Source organism: Singulisphaera sp. GP187, assembly GCF_900129635.1.
Lineage (GTDB): Bacteria > Planctomycetota > Planctomycetia > Isosphaerales > Isosphaeraceae > Singulisphaera.
In genome coordinates this window covers 24867-47651 of record NZ_FSRB01000003.1, presented here as the reverse complement: position 1 = coordinate 47651, position 22785 = coordinate 24867, and the positions used below count along the sequence as shown (strand labels likewise).

General features: G+C 62.9%; 19 protein-coding genes. 9 read left to right on the top strand and 10 right to left on the bottom strand.

Annotated features, from left to right (window positions below):
* Nucleotides 1–30 precede the first annotated feature (30 nt).
* On the top strand, nucleotides 31–1911 hold the full coding sequence (gene ftsH / locus BUS42_RS36145) for an ATP-dependent zinc metalloprotease FtsH (protein WP_074315848.1): 1881 nt from the start codon (nucleotides 31–33) through the stop codon (nucleotides 1909–1911).
* Between the two features lie 99 nt (nucleotides 1912–2010).
* Here ftsH and BUS42_RS36140 read toward each other — a convergent pair whose 3' ends face one another.
* From BUS42_RS36140 to BUS42_RS45720, 5 genes are all read right to left on the bottom strand, one after another.
* A complete protein-coding gene (locus tag BUS42_RS36140; protein WP_254054041.1) occupies nucleotides 2011–3756 on the bottom strand; it encodes an ABC transporter permease in 1746 nt (581 codons plus the stop codon).
* A gap of 5 nt (nucleotides 3757–3761) precedes the next feature.
* Nucleotides 3762–4556 (bottom strand): hypothetical protein, encoded by a 795-nt coding sequence (locus BUS42_RS36135; protein WP_074315843.1) that lies wholly within the window; start codon nucleotides 4554–4556, stop codon nucleotides 3762–3764.
* Between the two features lie 445 nt (nucleotides 4557–5001).
* A complete protein-coding gene (locus BUS42_RS36130; protein WP_074315841.1) occupies nucleotides 5002–5841 on the bottom strand; it encodes a hypothetical protein in 840 nt (279 codons plus the stop codon).
* A gap of 149 nt (nucleotides 5842–5990) precedes the next feature.
* On the bottom strand, nucleotides 5991–6902 hold the full coding sequence (locus tag BUS42_RS45725) for a hypothetical protein (RefSeq protein ID WP_254054113.1): 912 nt from the start codon (nucleotides 6900–6902) through the stop codon (nucleotides 5991–5993).
* Nucleotides 6842–7690, bottom strand: coding sequence for a hypothetical protein (locus BUS42_RS45720; RefSeq protein WP_254054040.1), 849 nt, complete (start codon nucleotides 7688–7690; stop codon nucleotides 6842–6844). The genes BUS42_RS45725 and BUS42_RS45720 overlap by 61 nt, the downstream gene beginning before the upstream one ends.
* A 195-nt stretch (nucleotides 7691–7885) precedes the next feature.
* On the opposite strand from BUS42_RS45720, the gene BUS42_RS36120 reads away from it, so the two are divergent.
* From BUS42_RS36120 to BUS42_RS36100, 5 genes are all read left to right on the top strand, one after another.
* Nucleotides 7886–9961 carry a VWA domain-containing protein gene (locus tag BUS42_RS36120; protein WP_074315838.1) on the top strand — a complete coding sequence of 692 codons (2076 nt, stop codon included), beginning with the start codon at nucleotides 7886–7888 and terminating at the stop codon, nucleotides 9959–9961.
* Between the two features lie 392 nt (nucleotides 9962–10353).
* On the top strand, nucleotides 10354–10623 hold the full coding sequence (locus BUS42_RS46805; RefSeq protein ID WP_254054039.1) for a PilZ domain-containing protein: 270 nt from the start codon (nucleotides 10354–10356) through the stop codon (nucleotides 10621–10623).
* Nucleotides 10624–10975: 352 nt separating this feature from the next.
* A complete protein-coding gene (locus BUS42_RS36110) occupies nucleotides 10976–11797 on the top strand; it encodes a hypothetical protein (RefSeq protein ID WP_074315833.1) in 822 nt (273 codons plus the stop codon).
* A 239-nt stretch (nucleotides 11798–12036) separates the two neighbouring features.
* On the top strand, nucleotides 12037–15363 hold the full coding sequence (locus BUS42_RS36105; RefSeq protein ID WP_254054038.1) for a GAP1-M domain-containing protein: 3327 nt from the start codon (nucleotides 12037–12039) through the stop codon (nucleotides 15361–15363).
* Between the two features lie 79 nt (nucleotides 15364–15442).
* The gene (locus tag BUS42_RS36100; RefSeq protein ID WP_074315829.1) at nucleotides 15443–16429 is read left to right on the top strand and encodes an ROK family protein; all 987 of its coding nucleotides are present in this window, start codon (nucleotides 15443–15445) and stop codon (nucleotides 16427–16429) included.
* A 53-nt stretch (nucleotides 16430–16482) separates the two neighbouring features.
* Here the strand turns inward: BUS42_RS36100 and BUS42_RS46800 are convergent, their stop codons facing one another.
* From BUS42_RS46800 to BUS42_RS44510, 3 genes are read right to left on the bottom strand one after another with little or no spacing between them, the layout of a single operon-like run.
* Nucleotides 16483–16734 (bottom strand): ankyrin repeat domain-containing protein, encoded by a 252-nt coding sequence (locus BUS42_RS46800; protein ID WP_083671180.1) that lies wholly within the window; start codon nucleotides 16732–16734, stop codon nucleotides 16483–16485.
* A gap of 12 nt (nucleotides 16735–16746) precedes the next feature.
* The gene (locus BUS42_RS36090; RefSeq protein WP_074315826.1) at nucleotides 16747–17712 is read right to left on the bottom strand and encodes an ISAzo13 family transposase; all 966 of its coding nucleotides are present in this window, start codon (nucleotides 17710–17712) and stop codon (nucleotides 16747–16749) included.
* Complete coding sequence (locus tag BUS42_RS44510) at nucleotides 17709–17954, bottom strand: hypothetical protein (protein WP_074305070.1); 246 nt, start codon at nucleotides 17952–17954, stop codon at nucleotides 17709–17711. Before BUS42_RS44510 ends, BUS42_RS36090 begins: the two co-directional genes overlap by 4 nt.
* Before the next feature lie 87 nt (nucleotides 17955–18041).
* On the opposite strand from BUS42_RS44510, the gene BUS42_RS36080 reads away from it, so the two are divergent.
* Nucleotides 18042–19589 carry a recombinase family protein gene (locus BUS42_RS36080; protein WP_074315822.1) on the top strand — a complete coding sequence of 516 codons (1548 nt, stop codon included), beginning with the start codon at nucleotides 18042–18044 and terminating at the stop codon, nucleotides 19587–19589.
* Between the two features lie 312 nt (nucleotides 19590–19901).
* A complete protein-coding gene (locus tag BUS42_RS36075) occupies nucleotides 19902–20225 on the top strand; it encodes a hypothetical protein (RefSeq protein WP_074315820.1) in 324 nt (107 codons plus the stop codon).
* Nucleotides 20226–20287: 62 nt separating this feature from the next.
* Here BUS42_RS36075 and BUS42_RS36070 read toward each other — a convergent pair whose 3' ends face one another.
* Nucleotides 20288–21301, bottom strand: a complete 1014-nt coding sequence (locus BUS42_RS36070; protein WP_083671177.1) for a DUF1559 family PulG-like putative transporter — start codon at nucleotides 21299–21301, stop codon at nucleotides 20288–20290.
* Between the two features lie 389 nt (nucleotides 21302–21690).
* Between BUS42_RS36070 and BUS42_RS36065 the strand changes: the two genes are divergently transcribed.
* The gene (locus tag BUS42_RS36065; RefSeq protein WP_074315818.1) at nucleotides 21691–21927 is read left to right on the top strand and encodes a hypothetical protein; all 237 of its coding nucleotides are present in this window, start codon (nucleotides 21691–21693) and stop codon (nucleotides 21925–21927) included.
* 140 nt (nucleotides 21928–22067) lie between these two features.
* On the opposite strand, the gene BUS42_RS36060 is transcribed toward BUS42_RS36065, so the two are convergent.
* Nucleotides 22068–22781 carry a c-type cytochrome gene (locus tag BUS42_RS36060; RefSeq protein WP_254054037.1) on the bottom strand — a complete coding sequence of 238 codons (714 nt, stop codon included), beginning with the start codon at nucleotides 22779–22781 and terminating at the stop codon, nucleotides 22068–22070.
* Between the last annotated feature and the right edge of the window lie 4 nt (nucleotides 22782–22785).

The window sequence follows — 22785 nt, the reverse complement described above, 5'->3', positions numbered from 1 at the left end:
TTGTCTGACACCAATACGGATGATCCCGGCATGGATCCTACGAAGACTACGCGCTCCGCGCCCTCGCGCCGTCCTTCCCCTTGGTCCTCCCCCTGGCTTCTACTTGCGGTCGCCTTGCTCTGTACCCCCGCCCTGATTTACTGGTCCGTCACGTTTGAAGCGGCTCAAGACGTTGGCTACGGCGACTTTATCGGCAGACTCGAAAAGGGGGAGATTCGGTCGGCCAAGGTCGGTCCGACCTGGATCACCGGAGAACTGAAAACCAAGGGCCCCAAGGGCCGCTCCGTGCATTTCTCCACGTCTCGCGTGGGGCTTGAAGAGGACCAGCAACTCTTTCGACTGCTCCGCGAGAAGCTTGGCACCGAGTATCAAGGCGAGGCCGGTCCGTCCTTGGTCCAGACGGTTGTGCTGCCTTCGTTCACGCTGGCCTTCCTGATCGTGGTCCTCTGGGTCATGATGAAACGATCGGGCGGGATGGGGTCGGCAATGGCGTTCGCCAAGAGCCGTCCCAAGGTCTACGAGAAGGGTGAGCGGCGGATCACCTTCGACGACGTCGCGGGCAACGAAGAAGCGGTGATTGAACTCCGTGAGGTTGTCGAGTTCCTCCGGACGCCGGAGAAGTACCAGGCGCTCGGCGGCCGGATTCCCAAGGGCGTCCTGCTGGCGGGACCACCCGGCACGGGCAAAACGCTGCTGGCGAAAGCGGTTGCGGGCGAGGCCGGGGTCCCTTTCTTCTCGCTCTCCGGTTCCGACTTCGTCGAGATGTTCGTCGGCGTCGGCGCGGCCCGGGTCCGGAGCCTGTTTCAGCAGGCCGAGGCCAAGGCCCCTTGCCTGATCTTCATCGACGAACTTGACGCGCTGGGGAAGGCCCGTGGGACCGGTGGTGGCAACCATGACGAGCGCGATCAGACGTTGAATCAGCTCCTCGTCCAGATGGACGGATTCAACACCAATAGCGGGATCATTCTCATCGCCGCCACCAACCGGCCCGAGATGCTCGACCCCGCCCTGGTGCGCCCGGGCCGGTTCGATCGCCAGGTGGTGGTCGACCGCCCCGACATCGTCGGGCGTGAGGATATCCTCAAAGTCCACGTCAAGACCGTGGCCCTTGATGAGGAGATCAACCTCCGGCAAATCGCCGCGATGACGTCGGGCTTCGTCGGCGCGGACCTGGCCAACCTCGTGAACGAGGCCGCCCTGCTCGCCGCACGGAAAGGGAAGACCAAGGTTGGGCCCATCGAGTTCCAGGAAGGGGTCGAGCGCGTCATCGCAGGCCCCGAGAAACGCCAGCGCGTGCTCGTCCACGAGGAAAAACTGCGGATCGCCTACCATGAGGCGGGGCACGCCCTCGTGTCGCGCAGCCTGCCTCAGACCGACCCGGTTCACAAGATCACGATCCTGGGACGTGGCACCGCCGCGCTCGGGTACACGATGTATCGTCCCGAGGACGATCGCTTCCTCCATACCCGGACCTGGCTGGAAAGCACGATCTGCTCGCTCCTGGGAGGGACAGTCGCCGAGGAAATCGTCTACGGCGAAGTATCCGACGGCGCGACCAGCGACCTCCAACGCGCCACCCAGATCGCCCGGCGGATGGTCACCGACTTCGGCATGAGCCCCCGAATCGGTCGGGTCAGTTATCAGACCGACGGGCGCAGTCCGTTTCTGAACGGGGGCGGAGGCAGCGACTTCGCATGCAGCCCACGGACCGCACGCGAGATCGACCTCGAGGTGCGGCGGATTCTCGACGAGGCTCAAACGGCTTCCACGCGAATCCTGTCCGAGCGCCGAGCCGCGCTCGAGGAGATCACCCAAACCCTCATGGATCGTGAGTCGATCGATGCCGGCGAACTTCAAGCCATCCTCGACGCCCACACCTACGAGGTTCGACCGCTCTCCACCCTGGTGTAATCGCGGATCCGGGACTCAAGCCGATTCTTGTGAGTCCCCTGGGACCGTCGTTTCCTCTGTTGCGACTCTCTACGCCGGTTGGTGGCGCAACGACCCGGATCACTCGGCGTTTTGGGACACGATCGGACTTCGGTCGGTCGGCGTCGAAACCGGCGTTGGCTCGTGCAGCAGCCGTTCGGCCGCGAGGGCGAACCGGCCTTCCGTGCTTCGGCCGGCGAGGTGATCGAACCGCAACCGGGTGTAGCTCACCAGGAAGAGTGTGGTAACGACGTAGGGTGCAAAGCCAATCGTGAGTCGCACCACGGCCATCATCGTCACATATTGACGCATGTTGACGGAGAGTGAGGAGACGCCGTCGGACATTACGGTGAGTGTGAGAACTAGCAGCAACCAGGCGATCGCGGTCAGAATCGCGGCGATGATCGAGAAGGCGACCAGGGCGCCGAGCCAGACCCCGATGGTGACCGCCATGGCCCGGGTGGCGGTAGTCGAGGCGAGCGAGGCGCGAATTCCGACCGCGGCCATGAACGCGCCGATGACCAGGGTTCCGACGACCAGGTTGGCATAGTCTTGCGCCGACATCGCCCCGACGGCGAAGGCGAGGCTCCAGGCCAGAACCGCCGCGCCGAAGACCCAGCGGAGTGCAAACAAGGAGCCCCAGAGCTTCGCCCGGATGATCTCCTTGGCTTCCAGCGGGCTCGTCAAAATCGCATCCCAGGTCCCTCCTTCTCGCTCCGAGGCGATCGTGACCGCCGCGCGTAAGCCGATCGCCCACTGGATCAACCAAGCGACGACCATCCCCGACCCCCCCGCGCCGATTTTCAAATTGGATTGGGCCCAGGCATACCAGTTGGGGCCGGCTTGCCCTTGCGTGTTGGACCAGAGCATGACTCCGGCCATCGCGATGCTGCCCACTCCCAGGAGCAACGTCAGGCAGGCGCCGACCCACCACCCCAACCCGCCGAGCGTCCCCGCGCGTTCGATATAGAGCTCTTTCCAGAGCATCGGTCGATCGAGTAGGGGAGGAATCCGCCCACGGCGCTTGCCGGCCCGGCCAACCTGGGCGCCGTCGAGATGACCCAGGCAGGCGGGAGCGACGCGCCAGGTCGCCACGCCGAGTCCGCCGAGCCCGAGTGCCGTCCAGAGTCCGATTGAGATCCAGGTCGGCTCGAACCGTTCCTCCCAGAGGAGGCTCGCCAGGGGACTGTACGGGTTCATGGCGGTGAGCCACTCGAACGGCCCGAGGGAAAGCCGGAATGCGTTGAATAGTGGTACGAGCAGGAACACGAGATCAATCAGGTAGACCGACAGAAGCGCATCGCGTCCCCGGCGGGAAACGGCCGAGATCGCCATCGACAACCCGCCCCCGCCAAAGCCAATGGCGACGGGGAGGAGCAGCAACACGCCCATCACCCGGGCGTTCGAACCGGTCAGCGCGGCGAACAGCACGATCGACGGCACCCCGACAAGCAAGATCATGAGAACTTGCGTCATCTTTCCCGCGAATCGCCCGAGCACGACTTCTCGAGAACTCAACCTGGTGGTCAGCAACAGGCCAAGCGCCCCGCGCTCTTTCTCCCCGGCAAGTGTGCCCGCCAACACCGCCGGCGCAATCACCAGGGCGATCGTTACGAGGATCCCTTCCACGATCATCAGGCCGAAGCGGAACTCGAGGTAGGGGCGGTAGTCAGGGTTGGCATAAACGCAGATCCAACCATACCAGAGGGCGATCATCGTGACCGACAGAATGGCGAGCGCGGCCAGCGTTCGCACGAGGATCAACCAACCGCGCACCAGGGCCCTGCGGCACTCTGCCCCGACGAGCGGACCGAACAGTGCCGACATGAGTGTCACCACGTGTCTGCGGACTCCTGCGTCTTGGTCGAATTCGCACAGGCCGCGCGAGCACTCGGACGGCTCAGCAACCAGAGCGAGACGAGTGGGTAGATCGACCCCACGACGATCATCGCCACCGCGCACGAAGTGAACCAGACGAGCATTCCCTTGGTGAGTGTGTCGCCGAACCCTGGCGGCAACTTCTGGCCCCCAGGCTGTTGGGCCATGGCCTGCAACTGAAATTTGGTCATCCCGACCGCCAACTTCGGCACGATCGCGAGCGTGGCGTAGCCGTAGACCATGACGAGCCGGACGATCTTGAGCAGGGCGACGCCCAGGCCGAGTTTGATTCCCCACGGCCTTCGCATCACCAAGCCGATCCCCGCAGTCAAAAGCAGAAGATTCAGCGCGAGGCCGCTCAGGAATTCGGCCCAGACATAATTCCGAATGGCGCTGCCCTCAAGACCCATCACCTCCAAATCCATTTGAGGCGGTCGCGGCGGTTGCGGCTGGGCCTCGTACTGCTTCCGCTTCGCGTCGACCACGGCCTTCTCCTCGTCGGTCGTCGCGTCCTTTTCCTCCTGCTCGAATCCGTCGAGGACCGCTTTCCGGTCGGCATCCTGCTTGGTCTGAAGGTCCTTCTGGAGCTTCATCATCGTCTTGGAGAAGAAGGGGATCGACGAGTAATAGCCGATCGAGCAGAGCCCGCAAATCATCAGGGCCGAGGCGAAGACGATATTCAGGATGCCGAGAACCTTGGGAATCCGTGGGTTGGGCTGCACGTAAGGGGCGGGCGACACCGGTTCCATGACTCGCTTTTGCTCCACGGGGAATGATCGCGACGAAACGCGCACGTCACCCAAGTCAATCGTCAGGCGCGGGACTTTATTGCGTCAGAACCGACACAGGCGAGAACTCCCGCCGCTCCGAGAGGTGTTTACTTTACACTCGTCGGAGGTTCTCCGATACGTGGAACTCGCGTTCCCGGTCGCGGTTTTTTTCGGGGGGAGGGCACGCTCGGTTTGGAGTTGGAGCCACCTATCTGTCCGATGAGTCGTTCGGATTCAGCGGCAATCAGGCCTCGTCCGGAGGCGTGAATTCTTTTTCTACCCCGAAAGGGGCGCAGGCGAGCGCCTGGGGAAAACTTCTGGTGATTGTTCGATGTGTTGGTGCATGGCGGTTCCGATGGGGCAACCGTCGGATTCTGGATCTGGCGACTGACGGATGCCCCCTCGGTTCCCCACGGTTCGGGTCTTACGACAGTTCCTCTTCGCGCTCCTCGGAACCGGACAGTTCGTCGAGACAGCAAGCGGCCTTGACACTCGGGCGGGTCAGGATGACCAGTGAGATCGCCGGGTAGATCAGGCAGAACATCATTCCGAACACGGCGAAGATATAGGCCATCGCGGCCATGTTCACGGCGATATTATCCGCGGTGTAATGGACGGGAGGAGGGCCGGTGCTCGCCTGGATCAGTGCGGAATTCGCTTTCGCAATGAGCAAGGTGCCCAAGTCGGTGTGGGCCACCGCGTCCATCGCTCGACGCGCATGCGGCACGATCACGATGGTGAAGAACAAGGTCAGCGCGAAGATCCGGCCGATCTTCACGACGGCCACCCAGATGGCCATCTTCCGCGCCCAGGCCCGAAGCTGGGTCAGGCCGATCCCTGAGGCGAGCATCAGCAGGTTGAGCACAGGACCGGTGGCGAAATCGGCCCAGTAGTACCAGTTGAGCAGGAGTAGGACATGATTGATTGACTTGAGATCGAGATGTTGATCGATGGTTTTCGGATGGTTCGCGGCCAACTCGAGCCGTTCGGTCCGTAACGCCGCCTTTTTCGATGCGTCGGTGGTCGACTCCTCGCGCGCTTGAAGCTCGAAGATCTGCCGCTGACGGAACTGGTCGTAAAAACTTTGCGCATCACCGGGTTCGAGCTTGAACGGCTGGTTTTGGGTGAACGACGGCCCAATCAAATCCAGCGGCCCGAGCCCGATCAGGAACAGAAAGAAACCGAAGGCGACGTTCAAAGAACCGAGCACCTTCGGAAGTCTGGGCTTGGGTACAACCGTCACGACTGTGGGAAGCGAATCCATGGATGGTCCTAAGCAGGCTCTTGGATCACGATGCGAGACGAATCAATAGGGTTGGATGACTCATTGGCTTCAGGCGACTTGGCTCGTCGTCGGCCCAATCGCGCGGAAACTTGTGTCGGCGAGGGACGGTGGCTCGACCTGCGGCCGGCTCATTTCAGTTGCCAGCGGACCGGGACGACGTTGCTGACGACGCGAGGATCGGCCGGGTTTGCCGCGTCCCCTGCCAGGCTGAGCGCGACGGAGACCGGAGCATCCGCCGCAAGCCCCGCGGCCGCCATCCGCGACCGGTCGATCAGCACCGTCAACCGCCGCGATCGATCGGGCTCGGTCGACGCCAGGCGGTGCGACAGGTGGCCCCCACCCGGCAGGTAAACGTTGACCCACCACTCCGATCCCGTCACGGGCAGCGGGTCGGACCAGCGAACTTCGAGCGGGACCTCGTAGAACCAGCGGCCCAACGGGGTAATCCTTCGGACCGGTCCAGCGAGTCCCCCGAGCCGAGCGAGTTGTCCCTTGGCAAAGGTTGGGGTCTCGACTCGGTTCTCGACCGCCGCGACGAACCAGAGTGACGCCAGCCTCCGGTCGGCTTCGGCTCGCCAACTCGATTCCGTAAGCGTCCCGAGGAGCGTCACCGTCGCGCGATCGGGGTCGAACTGCGGTTGGAGCTTTGCCAGCCTTGGATCTCCCGCGAGTGCCTTGCGTGCGAGCTCCGACCCGGCCCTTGCATCGAGCTCGAACACGGGACGCACGCCGACATAAGGATCCGGGCCGGTCGAGTCGGGCGTCGTCACTTCGACCTTGGCATCGGCCTCGGCCGGTTCGGTGCGGAAGTGTCCGCCCAGCCGAGCAAAGCCTGCCGGCGTGGTGGTCGCCCATTCGGCGACGTTCCCGAACGTGTGAAACAAGTGCCAAGGATTCGCCTGGAACCGTGGCTCACGCGTGCCGGGCCGCGTCGGCGCCGTGGTATCTCCGGCGAGGCTCGGTTCCGCTCCCAGGAAATTCACGCCTTCAACGTGCTCCGGTTCGTCTCCCCACCAGAATCGAGTCGAGCGCCCGGCCAGAGCCGCCTGGTTCCATTCGGGACCGTCGGCAGGCGGTAAGCCACTCCGGAGGGATCGATCTTCCCCAACCGGGCAAGCAGGGCCTGGGCCTTTCGCGGCGTGAGCCCGATCGCCGGTTGCGCGGGGGATTCGAGCACGAATTCGTCGGAACGGTCCTCACGGGGGTCGTAATCGGGGAGCAGGTGATCGGCCTGGCCATTGCTCAGCTCGGTGGTGGCGATGAAGAAGCCAGGCTGGCTATCGGAGCCGGGCACGCGGACGAACTGCAAGTCAAAGGGGCCGGGACGTGGCAGGAGTCGAGCCGCTCCGGGCGAACCCGCCAGGGGGGTTCCCCATCCGAACGGTCCCGCGGCCACTTCCGAATCGTCCGGGCGAGGGTGGGGGAAGTCGCCAATTCTCGCTTCGAGCGGATTGCTGACCACGGTATTCGTCGCCGGATCGAGAACGGTCACACGGACGACGACGGCCGCGGGCTGCACGTTTCTGACGGCCGAGGCCGGCACGTAGACCAGGATTTGGCGCGGGGATTGCCCCGGCTCGATCTGTAACGGCTGGATTTCCACCTGACCGAGCGGCAACTTGATTTGGATCGCGAACCGGCCTGTGAGGCCACGCGGCCACCCGGTCCTCGCGGTCAACTCGAACGAGTCGCGGCCTCCCCCAGGAAACAAGACCGCGGGTTGGTCCCAGCCCAGGAGCCGGACCTGCTCAACCGCGTGGGCGACCCTGGGGACGCTCACGAAGGCGTGACATAATCCAAGTGCGAGGAGCAAGCGCCACCGGCTCATGGGAGCCTCCGAGATAGTCGGCTACGCGGGGAGGCGTGAATCCGGATCGGAACCGCCGAATCCGCCAGGGCTTTGGTGCGAACTGCCCCCAGTTCCAGGACAATCCTCCGGGAATTGTTCGCGAGGTCGGTCACAGCGTACCATAAAAGTGCGGGAACGGCCCGACATTGAATCCTCCGACGGGAACTGCTGCCGATGCCTCCGCTTCATCGCATGCCGGTCTTCTATGCGTTCGCCCTGCTGACTGCGGGTGGGTATGCGATCGGAACCTGGTTGGCTTCGGATCGCGCAACCCAGCGATCGACGGCTCCGCACGCGCTCGAAGCCTCGAAGAAAAAGGCCGAACTCCCGCCTCGCACCCGGAACGTCGCGTCGCCGCTCGCCGTCCCGACGGACGGGATCTTGCGAACATCTGAGGGGCTGAGGCGCAAGGTCTTGATCAAAGACTTGGACCTCGTCTGTCAGAGCGAACCGGAGGGCGGCAAGCTTGCCAAATCGCCGCTCGATTATTTTGCCATCCGGTACGTTTACGGAGAGTCGTCCAAAGAGCGACCGACCGCCTTCCAGCTCGGGTCGAACGGGCAGGCTGAGCCGTGCTGGGTTCCCGCGGCGTCGGTCCTGGAGTGGGACACTCGGCTGATGGCTCGGCCGACTTCGCGTCAGGGACGTGCCGCGCTGGTGATCTACCGTGATGAGTCATGTCTCCTCGACGTGTTGGCTCATCGCCCTTGCCCGCGCCACGCGGGTCACTGTCCGACGGAAGGGGAGGAGCGCACCGACGATTCGCGGATCCCCGCACTCGGGATGCCGATCCTCGGGTCGCGTGCGATTCCCGAGCCGGACGGTTCGACCCGAACGATCTTTCAGGTCGCGAGCCTGGTTCGCGACCAGGCGCCGCCGCCTCCGCCTCCCGCCACGCCGCCGAAGGACTTGCTCCCCTCGCTGCGTCGCGTCGATATCGCCTTCGTGATCGATACCACGGCGTCGATGCAGGCGACGATCGTCGCCTCCCGAACGCTGGCTCAGCAGCTTGTTGCCGATGCCGCCGATCGCCATCGTGATGTGACGATCCGACTCGCCCTGGTCGATTACCGTGATGACTCGCCGATCTTTGGGCATACCGCGAGGATCGTCACCCGATTCACGAGTGCGACCAATTTCTTGGCCGCGCTGGAGACATTGAGCGCGGCCCGGCGCGGCGACGGCTCGATCGACGAGGCGGTGTTCGATGGGCTGGCCCAGGCCCTCCCCGCCGGCGCGGATGACCGTTCAGACGCCTCCCACCTCGACTGGCCGACGGGCCGGGCCGGCGAGCTCGCCACGAAGCTGATCGTGCTACTCGGCGACGCGCCCGACCATGCCCAGGACCTCGCGCGCGCCCAGGCTCTGGCCAAGCGAGCCAAGGACGCGGGAATCACGATCGCCACCGTCGCACTCGACCGACCGGGAACGCTTTCGCGTCAGGAGCTGGCGCGTTATCGCGCCCAGTGGCAGACCCTGGCCGAGGGCTCGTTCTTGCCCCTCGAGAAGGAGAAGGGCTTCACCCGGACGGTCCCGCCACTCGCTCTGCAATCGGCCGACGCCAACCAACTCGTGGCCATGCTCCAGTCGATCATCGACGATCGGATCAAGCACGCACGCGACCTCGCCGCACTGGCCGCGGCCGAGGCGGAGGGGCGGCTCGTCGATTACGTCAATAGCCAAGGTCTGACGCTCGACCAGGTTGCGCCGGTGCTTGTCGACCTCCATAGCGGCGAGCCCTCGGGACACGCACGACCCGACCCGCGATTCCAGGGGCGAAAAGCCCCGTCGGTGCGGATCGGCTGGATTGCCGAGCAACGCGACGGGCAGGCACTCGTGTCAGTTGAGACCTTGATGTCACGCCAGGAGCTCGGCGCGCTCATTGATGAGTTGACCCAACTGCAACTTGCCGCTCAAGGGACCGCACGCGACCTGGCCGAGCTGGCCGAGATCGGGACGGCCGCCGCCGCCGGCGAGGCGAGTTTCCTGGCGACCGACCGGGGGACTCAGACGTTTGCCGACCACCTTCGCCGTCGCCAGGGCCTTCCCCCCGCGCGGCCCGAGAGTCTCCTCCACCGCACCCAGGCCGACCTGCTCCAGGCCGACGATACCTCCAGGGCGGCACTTAACGATCGACTCGCGGCCACCTTGTCCGAACTCGTCAAGCGACGGAACTCGTCCGACTGGGACGACCCCCGTCGGACCGTCGATGGAATGGCGCTCGTTCCTTACGCACTCATCGATTTCTGAGCGGCCGGTCACGTTTTTTCTTGTATTTCCGAGCGGTGGTCGTGACCATGCGCATATGGCCGGATGCCACGGGTTGGATTCAACCCGTTCGCCGTTTCGATCTATGCTTCAATCCATTGAACTGGATTTCGCTTGGGTGGAATGAGTTGACATCGTGTGGGGAGTCCCCGTCCTGCAATGGGAGCTTCTTGGCTATGTGGAAATCGCTCTCGCGTTCGGACGTGCCAAGCCCGACAGAGTCCACGTGTCCGCCCGCGGCACAGCGACCCGCTGACACTTCGCTCGCCACCACCAATGCGGTAGCGACGACGACAAGTTCCCCAAGTCCCGAGCCCAGCCGCCAAAATCGTCGAGGATCGACTCGTTATACGGCCGTCAATGAAAGCCTCTGGGTGGGGTGGTGGGCAGGGGATGAGTTCGTCCTGATCGACGCTCAGCTCGTGAATATCAGCGCGGGCGGCGTGCAAATCTCGATCGCGACGGCTCCGGACCAAGGACAGGTTGTCTGGATGAGACTGGAAGGGACGTCCGCGCAGGGCAGTCTCGCCGCTCTGGTTCTCGAAGCCCGTTGGAACACGCTCCGACGCCGCTACGTCGTTCGGCTCGAATTCCAAGAACCGTGCCGTCTCGACATCCTCACCACGGCCATTTCCGGTAAGTAACTCGCCCATCGGTTTCCCTCTTTTTTTTGGGGGTCGACCTCCGCGGTACGCGGCATTCATCGGCCGGCCCCAAACCACTCCCGGCGCTCGCTCCGACGTGACCGAAGCTCCCTCCGAGTCAGGAGATCCGGCCTGGGATCGCGGCAGTGGAGATCCGCGGAACGAAGCTCGCCCTCCTCCCGCAGGCAGGATTCTTTGCCTGATTCCCCTGAAGTCGCTAAAGGATCAGGTCTTCCCTGTCGAAAATGTTTAACAGCGAAGGATCAATGGGTCACCAAGGGCGACATCATATGACCCCATTGAACGGATGAATCTGCCAAAAACGACTCTTCGATGTCGCGGAGAATGACCGATGGTACTGCGACTGATTTTGGTGAGTCTTGTCGCCGGGCTGAGTTTCGACATGCCGACTCGGTGCGAGTTGGATACGATGGCCCGAACCGCGCAGCACTGGGTGAATACCCGCCTTGCTGAATGGGAATCGCAAACACAGTCCGACGACGAGAGCTATGTTCTTGTCGCCGACCCCGCCCAGCCCTCACTGCCCACGGCAGCCGCTACCCCTACCCCCGCCCCCGTTTCCGACGTTGATTTTACCGCCGCTCTCAACGAGACCGTCGCCTTGTTCGCTCAAGACTCACTCGCGGCCCAGACCCGTGAGATGGACCAATTCGTCAAGAACAGTGACCAACTCGCCGCCGTCGAACCGTCGAAATCCCTGGCGATCGACCTGCCCACGGAACCGGCCGCGGTGATTGCTGAAGACCCAATTTCCACGGACATTACGGAACTGGCGTTTGAAGGTTGGGCCGAAGAGTCGGCCCTGAACCATCCTGTCGACGTGGTAACGTCGAACCCGACTCCCCAACTCGACCTGGCGTTCGAGGGGGTGATCGAGGAAACCGTGATTCAGTTCGCGCTTGACGCCTCAACGATTGCCAAATCCGAACCCGACTCCAGCGACAATTCGCTCGATCTCGACGCAGCCTTGCCAATCAGCGAGCCCCTTGCCCTGAATCAGGCAACCGGCGAAATTCAAGAATCAACCCCGTCCGACGACGAGACCGGCCGGGCGGAAAACCGCCTGACGAACGCGGTCCGCCTGACCCGTGAGGCCGTCGTCGCCTGGGCTAGCCTGCTTCACGGCCCCGCGGTCGTCACGATTGCCCCCTGATAGATTGTTCACTACAGAAACAACGACGACCCGAAGCCCGCGTGGCCTCGGGTCGTTTTTTTGTTTCGAAGACCGCCGCACAGGAAGGAACCACGCCGCTTAACACCGCTCGTGGGATGGTCCAATGATGATGCGAAGACCGATCGTGTCGAAGCGGGAAACCGGGTTCGGCGAAGCTTGTCCGAATCTAGACTGTAACCCCTTGACATTACATGTGGTTACAGCGAAATATGGTCGTTATGAAGCAGATTTACTACACGCAGTGTCCGATAGGCTACGGGCTGGGTGCGAGTAATGGTTTCCAGATCAAGCGGCTCACCCCGGGTTACCCGATCTCGGGTGACTTTCGGCATCTGGGCCTGCGTGCGTTCCTGGCGGGGACGCGGACGATGGCTCCGGCCGCACTTCGTTATCGTCGCAATGAGCGCGGCGAGGCCGAGGTGGCCTGGCTCTCGCCACGAAGCCATGAATACGAAACCGAGCGCGGGCTCTGGGGAAGACCGGGAGGCCATTTCGCTCACGGCTTTCTCCTTGAGGATCGTGAGCTGGAAACGTTGGGAAACTGGCCAGCAGGCCTGTTCGATCGGCCGCTCTGGATCAGGTCAGACCGGTTTCCGAGCCGAGGCGAGCCCCCGGCGCCCCTCGAGTTAGGCGCGGCCGATCTGAGCGACCCACCCGGTTTCGACGTCTTCGACAAATTCGTCCCAGGCGGAGATCCGTCACTGCTCGCTTGCCTGCTGACGAGCCTGGCCACGGTCGTGCGTGAAGGGCGGACCTTGTTCCTGATCGACGATGCCGAACGACTCGCCGATCGGATCGCGCTCCTGACGCTCGCTTTCCCCGCGGCTTGGCGGCCGGCGCTCACGTTTTCGACCTACCACGATCGCCCCGAGGAGCTTCCCGGGTTCCGGCTTCAGGGGTCGATCCACGCCGCGCGTCCGAATCGGCAGGCCCTCTTTGCCAACGGAATTGTGGCGGATCTCGGCTCGGGCGTCATCGAGCCGCGCCTCGAGCCGGCCGCCTGGGCCAGGACGATGGCGGATTGGCTCATTCGGCGAACCGCGGCGGACCGGTGGGCCTGGGAGGAGACCGGGCGGCGGGCCGAGCTCGCCCGCGCGGGTCGCGACCTCGGTGCCCACCTGTTCTGGACCGATGAATGGCTCAACCAACTCTACGGCTTTGACCGCTTGGTCCATTTGCAAACCGGTACGCCGGCGCTACCGCAAGACTGGGCGGATTTGGCGAGTCTGACCGCCTGGGCGAACCGGCATGGTCTGGCCGAGGAACTCGTGGAAACACGTCCTCACTCATGGTGGCGGGAGGCTGCCGCCGTTGGATCGAATGAAGCGCGGCTGGCGCTTCGGGAGCATCTCGCTCAGTCGTCGGTTTGGACTGCCGAGGACGCGCCGGCGGCCTGGGGTGAGACGATCGCCGACTGGTCGCGCACGCTGGGACCCGAGGCGCGGTTTTCTCTGATCGAAGCGGCGCTCGGTTCGGCGCCGGCAGCGGCCCGCCCTGGGTTCGTGCGCGCCTTGATCGGCATGCTGCCCGACCCCGAAGCCCGAGAGGCACTCCGCTGGCTCGAGTCGTTGCCTTCGAGCGATCGGGCGCTCTTGCTCCCCCTTGGCGTTCGAAACGCCGTGGTCGACGCCCTCGAGAATCAGGACACGCGACCGATTCGAAGCCTCTTGGGGCAAGCCTTCAACCTGCCCGAGTCGCTCCCAGCCGTGCTCGACGCCTTGGCCGCCGAAGCGTCGACAGCGCCCTCGGCACGCGAGGAGATGGCCGGCTTGCTCGCCCGGGCGCTCGAACCGGCCGGATCCCGTACCGTCGCCATCGTCTTGCGGTGGGCGCTCCGTCAGGGGGAGCTGGCGAAGGTCTGGCTCAAGCCGTTCTTGCGGCGTGCGTTCGCGGATCCGATGAACCAGGCAGGTTGGCAGTCGCTCCACAAGCTGGTGCCGGCCCCGTTACAGCGCTGCTTCGCCACCGCCGTGCTCGAGATCGCCCGTGATTCCACGCTCCCCGATGACGCGTTTTGCTGGGGCGTGGAGCAGGTTCTGCTTCCGCTCCCGGAGGCAAACCGTCCCTGCGACTCGGCCTGGGCCGGCGTCTACCTGGACCGGACGCCCTCGGGCCTCGACCTCCTGAAGCGGCTCTTCAGCAAGGAATATCGACAGCTCGGGTTGTCGCGGTGGGTCGAGCAGGCCCGGGCTCGAGGGGAACTTTCCGACGCGCAGCAGACGCGGATCCTTGAGTGCGAGCAGTATGCACGAGTGCTCCGAACCGGCGATGCCCGTTCACTTCTGAATATCAAGCTCCCTGTGATTCCCGCCACGGAGCGAGGAGCGATCCTTGGCCAGATCCTTCGGCACATGGGCGGTGGGCTGACTGACGCGCTGCACCTCGCCCTCGACACCTGCCGCGACTCATGGCCAGGGGCGTTCGATGCCGGGCAGCCCGGTCTTGCGGGACTGGCCCGCGCCCTCGCGGAGCCGCTCCTGGACGCTCGCGCCGATCCCACGGCCTGGTTCGATCAGCTCGTCGGACTGCTCGACCGGCTTGGTCTGACAACGACGACCGGCGGAGGTGACGACGGTTTCGAGGCCAACAGCCTGGCGGCCGAAATCAGCGCCGAGTTGATGCGACGGCCTGGTCCCGGGTTCGACGTCTGGAGCACGCGGCAATTCCTGCTCCAGAACGATCGGGCGTGGCGTCTCCTTGCGGCCGACGTCCGTCGGGAACTGGTGGGGAAATCGATTCCGGCCCGACTGGAAAGTCTCCAGGTCTGGGACAAGTCGCTCACCAAAGGGATGCACACCGGCCGCTTCTTCGAGGTCTGGCTGAACGTCTGCGACGGGCCGACACTGGCCGCCACCGTTGCGGCGCGTGCCGCCGACCTGAAATCGCTCGGCTCGATTCTCTGGTGGCACGCGAACGACGATCCGGATGCGTGTCATGACTTGCGGGACGCATTCGCGACGCTTTCCCCGATGGCGCCGTTGCCCGAGGATGGGCTGACCGCCGTGCAGAACTGGATGCGGCCCAACCGGCCGGCACAATACAGGGCCGATGATGAGGGCTTGGCCCTCCCGGATTCGCCCGGACACGCGGCTTCTCGGGCTCCGGGAGAATCGCCCTTTCTCTCGCGCCAGGGGGCAGCCCGTTGGCGTTGCCTGGAAGCGCTCTCGGCCCTCTATCGAACGGGGATCGGCAGCACCTCCTGCTGGCAAAGTCTGGCCGGCTGGAAGCACGTCCTCCCCCTGGGTGAGCTCGAAACGGCGGACCGCTATCGCTTCGTCGCCTGGTTCATTTTCCGCGTCGATGAATTTGAACCGTTTCAGATCGCCCGGTTCGCGAAATGGCTTTTTGAGTGCGGCTTGTCCGACGTCGATCGGCTGACACGATGGGCGGAAGAACTGGGGGAAAACGAAGCGGTTTCCGATGCGATCAAGCTGGCGCGGGCTCCGCTGGTTGGAGACTTGCGCATGGAACTCAGACAGGTGATCCGCGACGCGCGGGAACCGGCGAGAAAAATGCGGTCGCCCGACTCCCCCCCCAACCCGTAATCGGTTAACATCGCCCGGATACCCAGCGTTACATCTTGCCTGGATAGGCATGGCGCCGGCCACTTAGGAGCGAGAGCGAATGTCATTGCAGGGGGCTGGCCCCTTCGTGGTCGGAATCGACCTGGGAGGCACCAAAACGCTGGCGGGGGTCGTCGGAGCCGACAACCAAATCCTCGGCCGTAGCAAGCGATCAACCCCGGCCAAAGAGGGGGGACCCGCCATTGTTCAGACCATCGTCCAGTGCGTGGACGACGCGCTCAAGAGTGCCGGTCTCACACGCAACGACATCGCCGCGGCGGGTATCGGATCTCCGGGTCCGCTCGACCCCGAGACGGGCGTCGTTCTCTTCAGCGCCAACATGAACGTCCGGAACTTCCCGCTCGGTCCCGACCTCTCGGCGGTTCTCCAGCGTCCGGTCTTGCTTCAAAATGATGTCCGGGTCGGTGGCTACGGCGAATTTCGCCTGGGAGCGGGCCGCGGCTATCAAAACATCGTCGCCGCGTTCGTCGGTACCGGAATCGGCGGCAGCCTGATCGTCGATGGCAAGATCTTCACGGGGTCGACCGGCAATGCCGGTGAGCTCGGGCATATCATCGTGAAGACGGGCGGCCCGAAATGCGGCTGTGGCGCTCATGGTTGCGTCGAAGCCCTCGCCAGCAGGACGGCCATCGCGCGGCGAATCTCGAAGGCGATCCGCAAGGGACACCCTTCGGTCTTGAGTGATAAACTGGCCAAGAAGTCGGGACGACTCAAGAGCGGTGAACTTGCCGACGCGATCGCGCGCAACGACCAGGTCGCGATTAGGGAAGTCCAACGCGCCGCGCATTACCTGGGCGTCTGCCTGAGTGGCCTGTCGAACGTCCTCGGCCCCGAACTGTTCATCATCGGCGGCGGCGTGGCGGGCGCCCTGGGCGATTCCTACGTCGATCTGGTGCGGGCCTCGGCACGGCGCCACATGATTACCGATCCCGACGGGAAGATCCGAATCGTTCGAGCGGCGCTCGGCGATGATGCCGGAATCCTCGGCGCCTCGCTCCTCGCCCGCGAGCGGTTCGTCACCGTCTGATGCGCAGAGCAACAGTACAGCAAGGACCTGCATTGTACTGCTGGCCTGAGTGATTAATGGGGTGCAGTCCGGTTGTGCTCTATGAACTCGACGACTACCTCGAAATGTTTTTTCAATCGGGCATAGCCGGCAGCATTCTCATTCCAAACTCCTTCCCGGCGAAAGCCGTCAGCTCCGTGCTCTAAGAGGATTCGAACCGCCGCAAGGTTCCCACATTTAGCGGCAACCATCAACGCAGTCATGTTATCGTCTATGATCGTACTAGCTTCGACGTCGGCACCATGGCTTAGGAATAGGCCGGGAATAACTTCCCGTTTTCATGCTGGTTTGGGGAGAGCCCGGTAGTTCCATTTGGGCAGGACTTTGTCGAAGACAATTTTCATGCCCTCCTTGAATCCCTCGGCGCACTTCATGCCGGTCTGATACACCTTCTCAAGGATTCGCACTGCCACCTTCAAGCCCGTGGCAGTCTCGGTCTTGGAGATGTAGTACTGGACGGTCTCCAACGTTCGAAAGATCACCCCGCGGCAGGCCCGCGTCACGTGCGGGAAGAGGCGGTGCTCGATCGGGTTGTACTTCGAGCAGTACGGCGGGTAATGGGCGATTCGGATCTCGATGCCCAGCCGATTCGCCAACTTCTGAAGTTGCTCCTTGAATACATATCTCGACGCACTATTGCTACCTCCGCCGTCGCACAGCACCAGCAGTTTCTTTGCCCCGGGATAGGCCAACCGACCGTGGTATTCCCACCAAGCCGCAATGCTGTCACAGGCCAGTTCGCTGGTGTCGTGGCTGGTGTTGAGGTGGACGAATCCAAGGTTCCGCCCCACGTCGTAGATCCCGTGCGGGATCACAGTACCCGAGCCCATGCTCCCGAAGTCATGGTCGTTGACCACGATCGTTTCTTGAGTATCGATCACCCCGTCGCGTTGGAAATCGCCCAGCAATTCCTTCTTCTTCGTGTCGATGCTGATTACCGGCAAGCCGGCCTTCAAGTACCTCTTCTTGAGACGGGAGATATTCTCGAACTGGGCGTTGCGATCCGGGTGGCGCGGCCCCATCGTCTTCTTCTTCACCGCCTTCCGCCTGCGGTAACCATGCTTCCGGAGCAACTTCGAGACGATGTCGCGACTGACGCGTGTCCCCAATTCCTCCATCCGCTTGGCGATCTGGCGCCGCGACAAGTTGGTCCATTTCACTTCGAGTCGCATCGGGTCGCCCGCGGTGTGGTCCTCAAGGACCTTGGGAAAGTTCGCTTCGACCGCCGGGTCGACCTCGATCAACCGTTTCCGGCCGCCCCTTTTTTGCGAGTGCGGCCCGTGTCCAGGTCGTCCTCGCCTTCCAACTCCCCGAGGCCCAACCGGATCGTCTTCGGATCGCACTCCAGGACACCCGCGATGTACTCGACCCCGCCGTGCCCCAACTTCGCGGCCTCGATCGCCGCATACCGCCGCCGGTCGTTCTCTTTCAACGAGCCGAAGAGCCGTTTCATCATCCGTTGGACTGTCGGTGCGTAGGCTTCCATGTGACCCTCCCGTATACTCCCTCCAAACATCTGGTCTGACATCCTAACTGAAGCCAACCACGGAGGTTATTCCCGGCCTATTCCTACGTGCTCTTGCCGGACGGCGCCGTCACGCTCGATCCCGACGAGCAAGTCCGTGCCGCGGTCCAACGGCTCTTCGATGCGTTCCTGGAGTTGGGGACCGCTTACGCCGTGGTGCGGGACCTGCGGCGGCACGACGTGAAACTGCCAAAGCGCGACAGCGCCGGCCAACTTGCGTGGCGCACGGCCACGGTGACGATCGTGAGCACGGCGCTGCATCATCCGCTCTACGCCGGTGCGTACTCATGGGGACGGCGCCAGACGCAGACCCACGTCGATCCCACGGGTCGGATGACCCAGGGCCGCCACCACTGCCCGTCCGAGGAATGGACCGTTCTGTTGCACGACCGCGTCGCGGCTTACATCACCTGGGAGCAGTATCTGGCGAACCAATCGCTGATGCTCGAAAACCAGCGCCGGCCGATAACGAAGGGAACGCCTGGCGGCGGCTCGGCGCTGTTGGCCGGCTTGCTCTTCTGTGGGCGCTGCGGCCGCAAGATGCTGGTCGAATATCGAACGATCCGTCAAGGTCGCTACTCCTGCACGCGACGGCGATTCGCGGCGACTGACGAAGTCTATGGCGGTCTCCCTGCGCGGGGCCTCGACGAACTCGTCACCCAGCAGCTTCTGCAAGCGCTATCGCCGGCAGCGATCGAGCTCAGCTTGTGCGCCATCGAGCACGCCAGCGAGCAACGCCGGCAGCACGGGACGCAACTGCGGCAGAACCTGGAACGTGCCACCTACGAGGTAAAGCGTGCCGAGCGTCAATACCAGGCGATCGAGCCAGAGAATCGGCTCGTGGCCCGCACCCTGGAAGCGAACTGGGAAGCGGCCCTCAAGCACCAGAGCGCGGCCCAGGATGCTTGCGATCGGTTGGAGCACGAGGAGTTGATCAAGTTAGGGGCTGTGGAGCGGTGCGTGCTGGAAGCGTTGAGTCATGATATCCCCATGCTCTGGCACGCGCCGGAAACGACTGCAGGCGAGCGGAAGGAGATGTTGCGCTGCCTGATCGAGCGGGTTGAGGTCACCAGGCGTAGCACGGGGCAGCAGACAGCAGTGGCGATCCGATGGGCGGGAGGCTTTGAGAGCCGGCACGAGCTATGCCGCGCAGTGTTTGCATATGAGCAACTCGACAATTACGAGGAATTGCTGGCTCGCCTTGGTGCGCTGCGCGGGGCCGGTTGGCGGGCGCCGCGGATCGCCGAGCAGCTCAATGCGGAAGGCTTCCGGACGCCGAAACAACGAGGAGCGTTCACGGCCGACGTGGTCCGCTCACTGTTTCCGCGTCTGGCGGGGCAGGCGGAAGGCGAAAACGCGTCGGGCCCACAACCGCCGCGATGGTCGGCGGACGCGCGGGCAGAGCGGCTGGGAATCCGGGTGAAGAAGTTGAAAGATTGGGTACGATGCGGATGGGTGCAGGCGCTTGAGCGGCCGTTTGACGGCGTGTGGATTCCTCACGCTGACGAACGGGAACTGAAACGACTCGAATGCAGGGTCGCGTTGAGTCGCAAGGGCCGGCACTATCCTGCTGACCTCGATGGAGAGCCCGTTTGAAGGCTGGAACTATTATCAGCATTCTTAAATGCTGTGACTACTCAATTCGGCCGATAGTTGTTTTGCCGAGGCGCATCTCTGTGCCAGCCCGAGGCACTGGTGCCTTTCAATTCGTCAAACAAGGAGAATGGAGGTAGTATGAGCGACCCTTCAAGAACGCCCCGCACGCCCCTTCCTCGCGATTGACCAGCCGCGACAGTGGTTCCTTGAGGCACTTCATGAACCAACTCAAGTTCTGCAAACGCTGTCGAACGGTGGCGACCCAGCCTTCATCCTTGAGCCGCCCCTCGACCCAGGCCTGGGAGACCTCGAGTGGCTGTCGCGCCTGATCGCGCGGGGGAAAAAGCCGGCCCAGCGACGTACGACCTCCTCAACAGACCAGGCGCCGGTGCGTTGCGGGTCGAGTCGGACCAGGACGTGGAGGTGGTTATCGAGGACGGCGAACCCGCCGACGGCGATGGAGAAGAGGCCCGCCAACTCCTGAAGCCGGTTTTCGATCCACAACTTGCGGTCAGAACCGCCTTCGCCGAGCAAGTAGGCGCGTCGAACGCATCGAGTGACGCAGTGATACCATCGTGTGACATCGGGGTCGACGAGATGGGCGCGAGAGATCGTCGTGGTGGGCCTCTTGGGTGAATCTAGGGAATCTACCAGCTTCTGACGCCAGGGTCCACAGTGCAATGCTTGCCCTTGTCACGTTAGAAGGTGTCGGAGGAAATCACCTCTCCTCCATTCCGGGTGCCTGAAGCACGCCAGACCTTTCCATTTGTACCTTCCTTAATAAATTGAATATGCCCGTCGCCCATGAGAACATTGGCTCCGCCAGGATGGAGACTTCCGGCGCTGCAGGCCCCGACGAACCCTGGGTAGTAGAGAGCAGTACAGTTTGGACCGTTGATAGGAACTGCGTGATCGTAGATCGAGTTAGACCATAGCCCGACAAACCAATCAGTGCCTTTCACTTTCACTTTTACTTTGGTACTGTTGGTGGGATTTCCGCCGATCGCAAGACATGAAGCTGCAAATTGATCGACATCCAACGGTACTCTCGCTTCGCTCGCTTGGAAGTAGAGGCGACGTCGATCGGGAACATCCGGAACGAGGACCAGCCACTCCGCCATGGCCGCCGTTTCGCTCATCCCGTCAGTAATATCCCGCGGAGCAACATGCACCGGAGCGGCACCTATACTTGAAAACAGGCCATTATATTTGCCGAAATAGAAGCAATCGCCCGTGTTCGCTGCGTAACTCGAAGATGAGGGTTGCTGCCAGATCGCCGCATCAGATGGGCACAGGAAGCTCGCGACGCGAGTCTGTGCGAGAGTACGATTCGCCTCGAGGTGGCCCACGCCGAGAGCGAAGTTGATCGAATTATACAGGGCGGATTGCTCAAGGTATGGCAAGATCGCAACCTGTACCGATTGTCCACTTCCACCCTGACCGCTAGGAAGCACATCGAAGGCGGAGAGATAGGCGTGGAGCCCCAATCCCATTTGTTTCAAGTTGTTGGTGCACCACGCACGGCGTGCGGCTTCGCGTGCACCCTGCACCGCTGGCAGTAGCATTGCCACAAGAAGGCCGATCACGGCGATCACCAACAAGATTTCGATGAGGGTAAAGCCGTTGGGTCGGGTATGCTGGCGAGATTCATAGCGTTCAATGGACAACATATGCTGTATCGCCTTCGTGCGAATTGTGTATTTTGGATACATAAAGAACACTCGCACTCCGACCGCGATCACCCAGCGGATAACGCTGGATTCAGCGACCTGAGAGGTTGAACGGAGTTTGGAGCCACTAAGGTTGGCACTTTCGCGGCGATCTTTGGCACGACTTTAGGAAAAAACGACAATACCCGCCAATCGTAATGAAGGCAAGAAGACGCGAGTTTATTTCATGGAGTAGTGTGTTGACGTATTCGCGTATCCGCTAATGCCATGTCATTTTTCTCCTGTTGCCTTAGGTGTAAAGCGTAGTTCGACCGGCTTGTCAGATATGGCGTTCACTGCGTCTCCGACGCCGATCCCGATGCCGATCCCGACGGCGGAACCACGGTGGTCGGCCACACTCGCCCCTTTCCGGTTCGCAAAAACGTGAATTCATGTATGTGTTCGAATGTTTGGATTGTGGCGGCATCGCGGTAGGCTGGACGGAACTGGTCCGCCGTTACGTCGGCTACAATGCCCCGATATTTCGAAAGACCAAGCTCGCCATTGATCGGGCGATCCTCGAGTCCGAGTTGGTCGATCGGCCGGAGGACCCGTTCGTTTTGCTCAACCCCGGGCAGAGGTCCCAAGCCACACGCCCTGATCTCGCGGCCGCACCGGTTCTTGGGTGAATGAATTCGGCCCGGCGGGCCGCTGGGGTGATTCCCAACGGCCCGCCGGGCCGGCTGTTCTACCGCAGGGCCTGAATGCAGGCCGCTGGGGTGATTCCCAACGAGAAGTCGTCTTCGCAAGCCGGCCTGGATCAATGCGATTACTGACCGGTTGCGTACCGTTTCGACTGCAACCAAGCGAGGATATCGTTTTCTTGTTCCTGATTGAGGACCATCTGGAATCCGGGCATGCGATGCCGACCGGCTCGGACCACGTCAAGGAAGTCGGCCGGACGGAGCAAGGTCGCCACTTCGACCAGGTTCGGTCCCAGATCCAGCCCTTGCCCTGAAGGAGCATGACAGGCCGCGCAATGTGCGGCGAAGAGTGGGGCACCGCGATCGGCCTGGCTTCCGTGCGGAGGAATTTCCGACGTCGTTGGCTTGGTCCGCGCAAGCGCCTCGGGGTATCGGATCCGCGCCGGGGGGACCGCGGGAGTTGAATCTGAGTATTGCTCACTCAAGTAAGTAATGAGAAGTCCAGTCTGTTCGGAGGGGAGGGGAGATCCCATGCCGATCATTTTCTCGACTTCCGCCTTCCATTGCGGGGGAGTGAGACGTTGCGAAACGACCATCTCTTCGGAATGGCAGATCAGGCAGTTGTTGCGTAGGGCCAATTGCGCGAGCTCTTGCTCCTCTTCGTCCTGGCTGGCTCCCGGTGGCGATTGAGGGGCCGAAGCGTCGTCGAGACGGGCCAGGGCCAAGCTCAATGCCGGGGGAGGACCGCTGCCGAGCGATCGATCCGACCAGACCGGGATCGACACGACCAGGCCAACCAGCCCGAGAATGAATGCCGGGCGGAAGGCGCGACGGCTCAAGGTC

What these genes read in the sequence shown, in the direction of transcription:
- ftsH (WP_074315848.1), top strand. Translation starts at nt 31, where the DNA reads ATGGATCCTACGAAGACTACGCGCTCCGCGCCCTCGCGCCGTCCTTCC.
- BUS42_RS36140 (WP_254054041.1), bottom strand. Translation starts at nt 3,756, where the DNA reads ATGTCGGCACTGTTCGGTCCGCTCGTCGGGGCAGAGTGCCGCAGGGCC.
- BUS42_RS36135 (WP_074315843.1), bottom strand. Translation starts at nt 4,556, where the DNA reads ATGGAACCGGTGTCGCCCGCCCCTTACGTGCAGCCCAACCCACGGATT.
- BUS42_RS36130 (WP_074315841.1), bottom strand. Translation starts at nt 5,841, where the DNA reads ATGGATTCGCTTCCCACAGTCGTGACGGTTGTACCCAAGCCCAGACTT.
- BUS42_RS45720 (WP_254054040.1), bottom strand. Translation starts at nt 7,690, where the DNA reads ATGAGCCGGTGGCGCTTGCTCCTCGCACTTGGATTATGTCACGCCTTC.
- BUS42_RS36120 (WP_074315838.1), top strand. Translation starts at nt 7,886, where the DNA reads ATGCCTCCGCTTCATCGCATGCCGGTCTTCTATGCGTTCGCCCTGCTG.
- BUS42_RS36110 (WP_074315833.1), top strand. Translation starts at nt 10,976, where the DNA reads ATGGTACTGCGACTGATTTTGGTGAGTCTTGTCGCCGGGCTGAGTTTC.
- BUS42_RS36105 (WP_254054038.1), top strand. Translation starts at nt 12,037, where the DNA reads ATGAAGCAGATTTACTACACGCAGTGTCCGATAGGCTACGGGCTGGGT.
- BUS42_RS36100 (WP_074315829.1), top strand. Translation starts at nt 15,443, where the DNA reads ATGTCATTGCAGGGGGCTGGCCCCTTCGTGGTCGGAATCGACCTGGGA.
- BUS42_RS44510 (WP_074305070.1), bottom strand. Translation starts at nt 17,954, where the DNA reads ATGGAAGCCTACGCACCGACAGTCCAACGGATGATGAAACGGCTCTTC.
- BUS42_RS36070 (WP_083671177.1), bottom strand. Translation starts at nt 21,301, where the DNA reads ATGTATCCAAAATACACAATTCGCACGAAGGCGATACAGCATATGTTG.
- BUS42_RS36065 (WP_074315818.1), top strand. Translation starts at nt 21,691, where the DNA reads ATGTATGTGTTCGAATGTTTGGATTGTGGCGGCATCGCGGTAGGCTGG.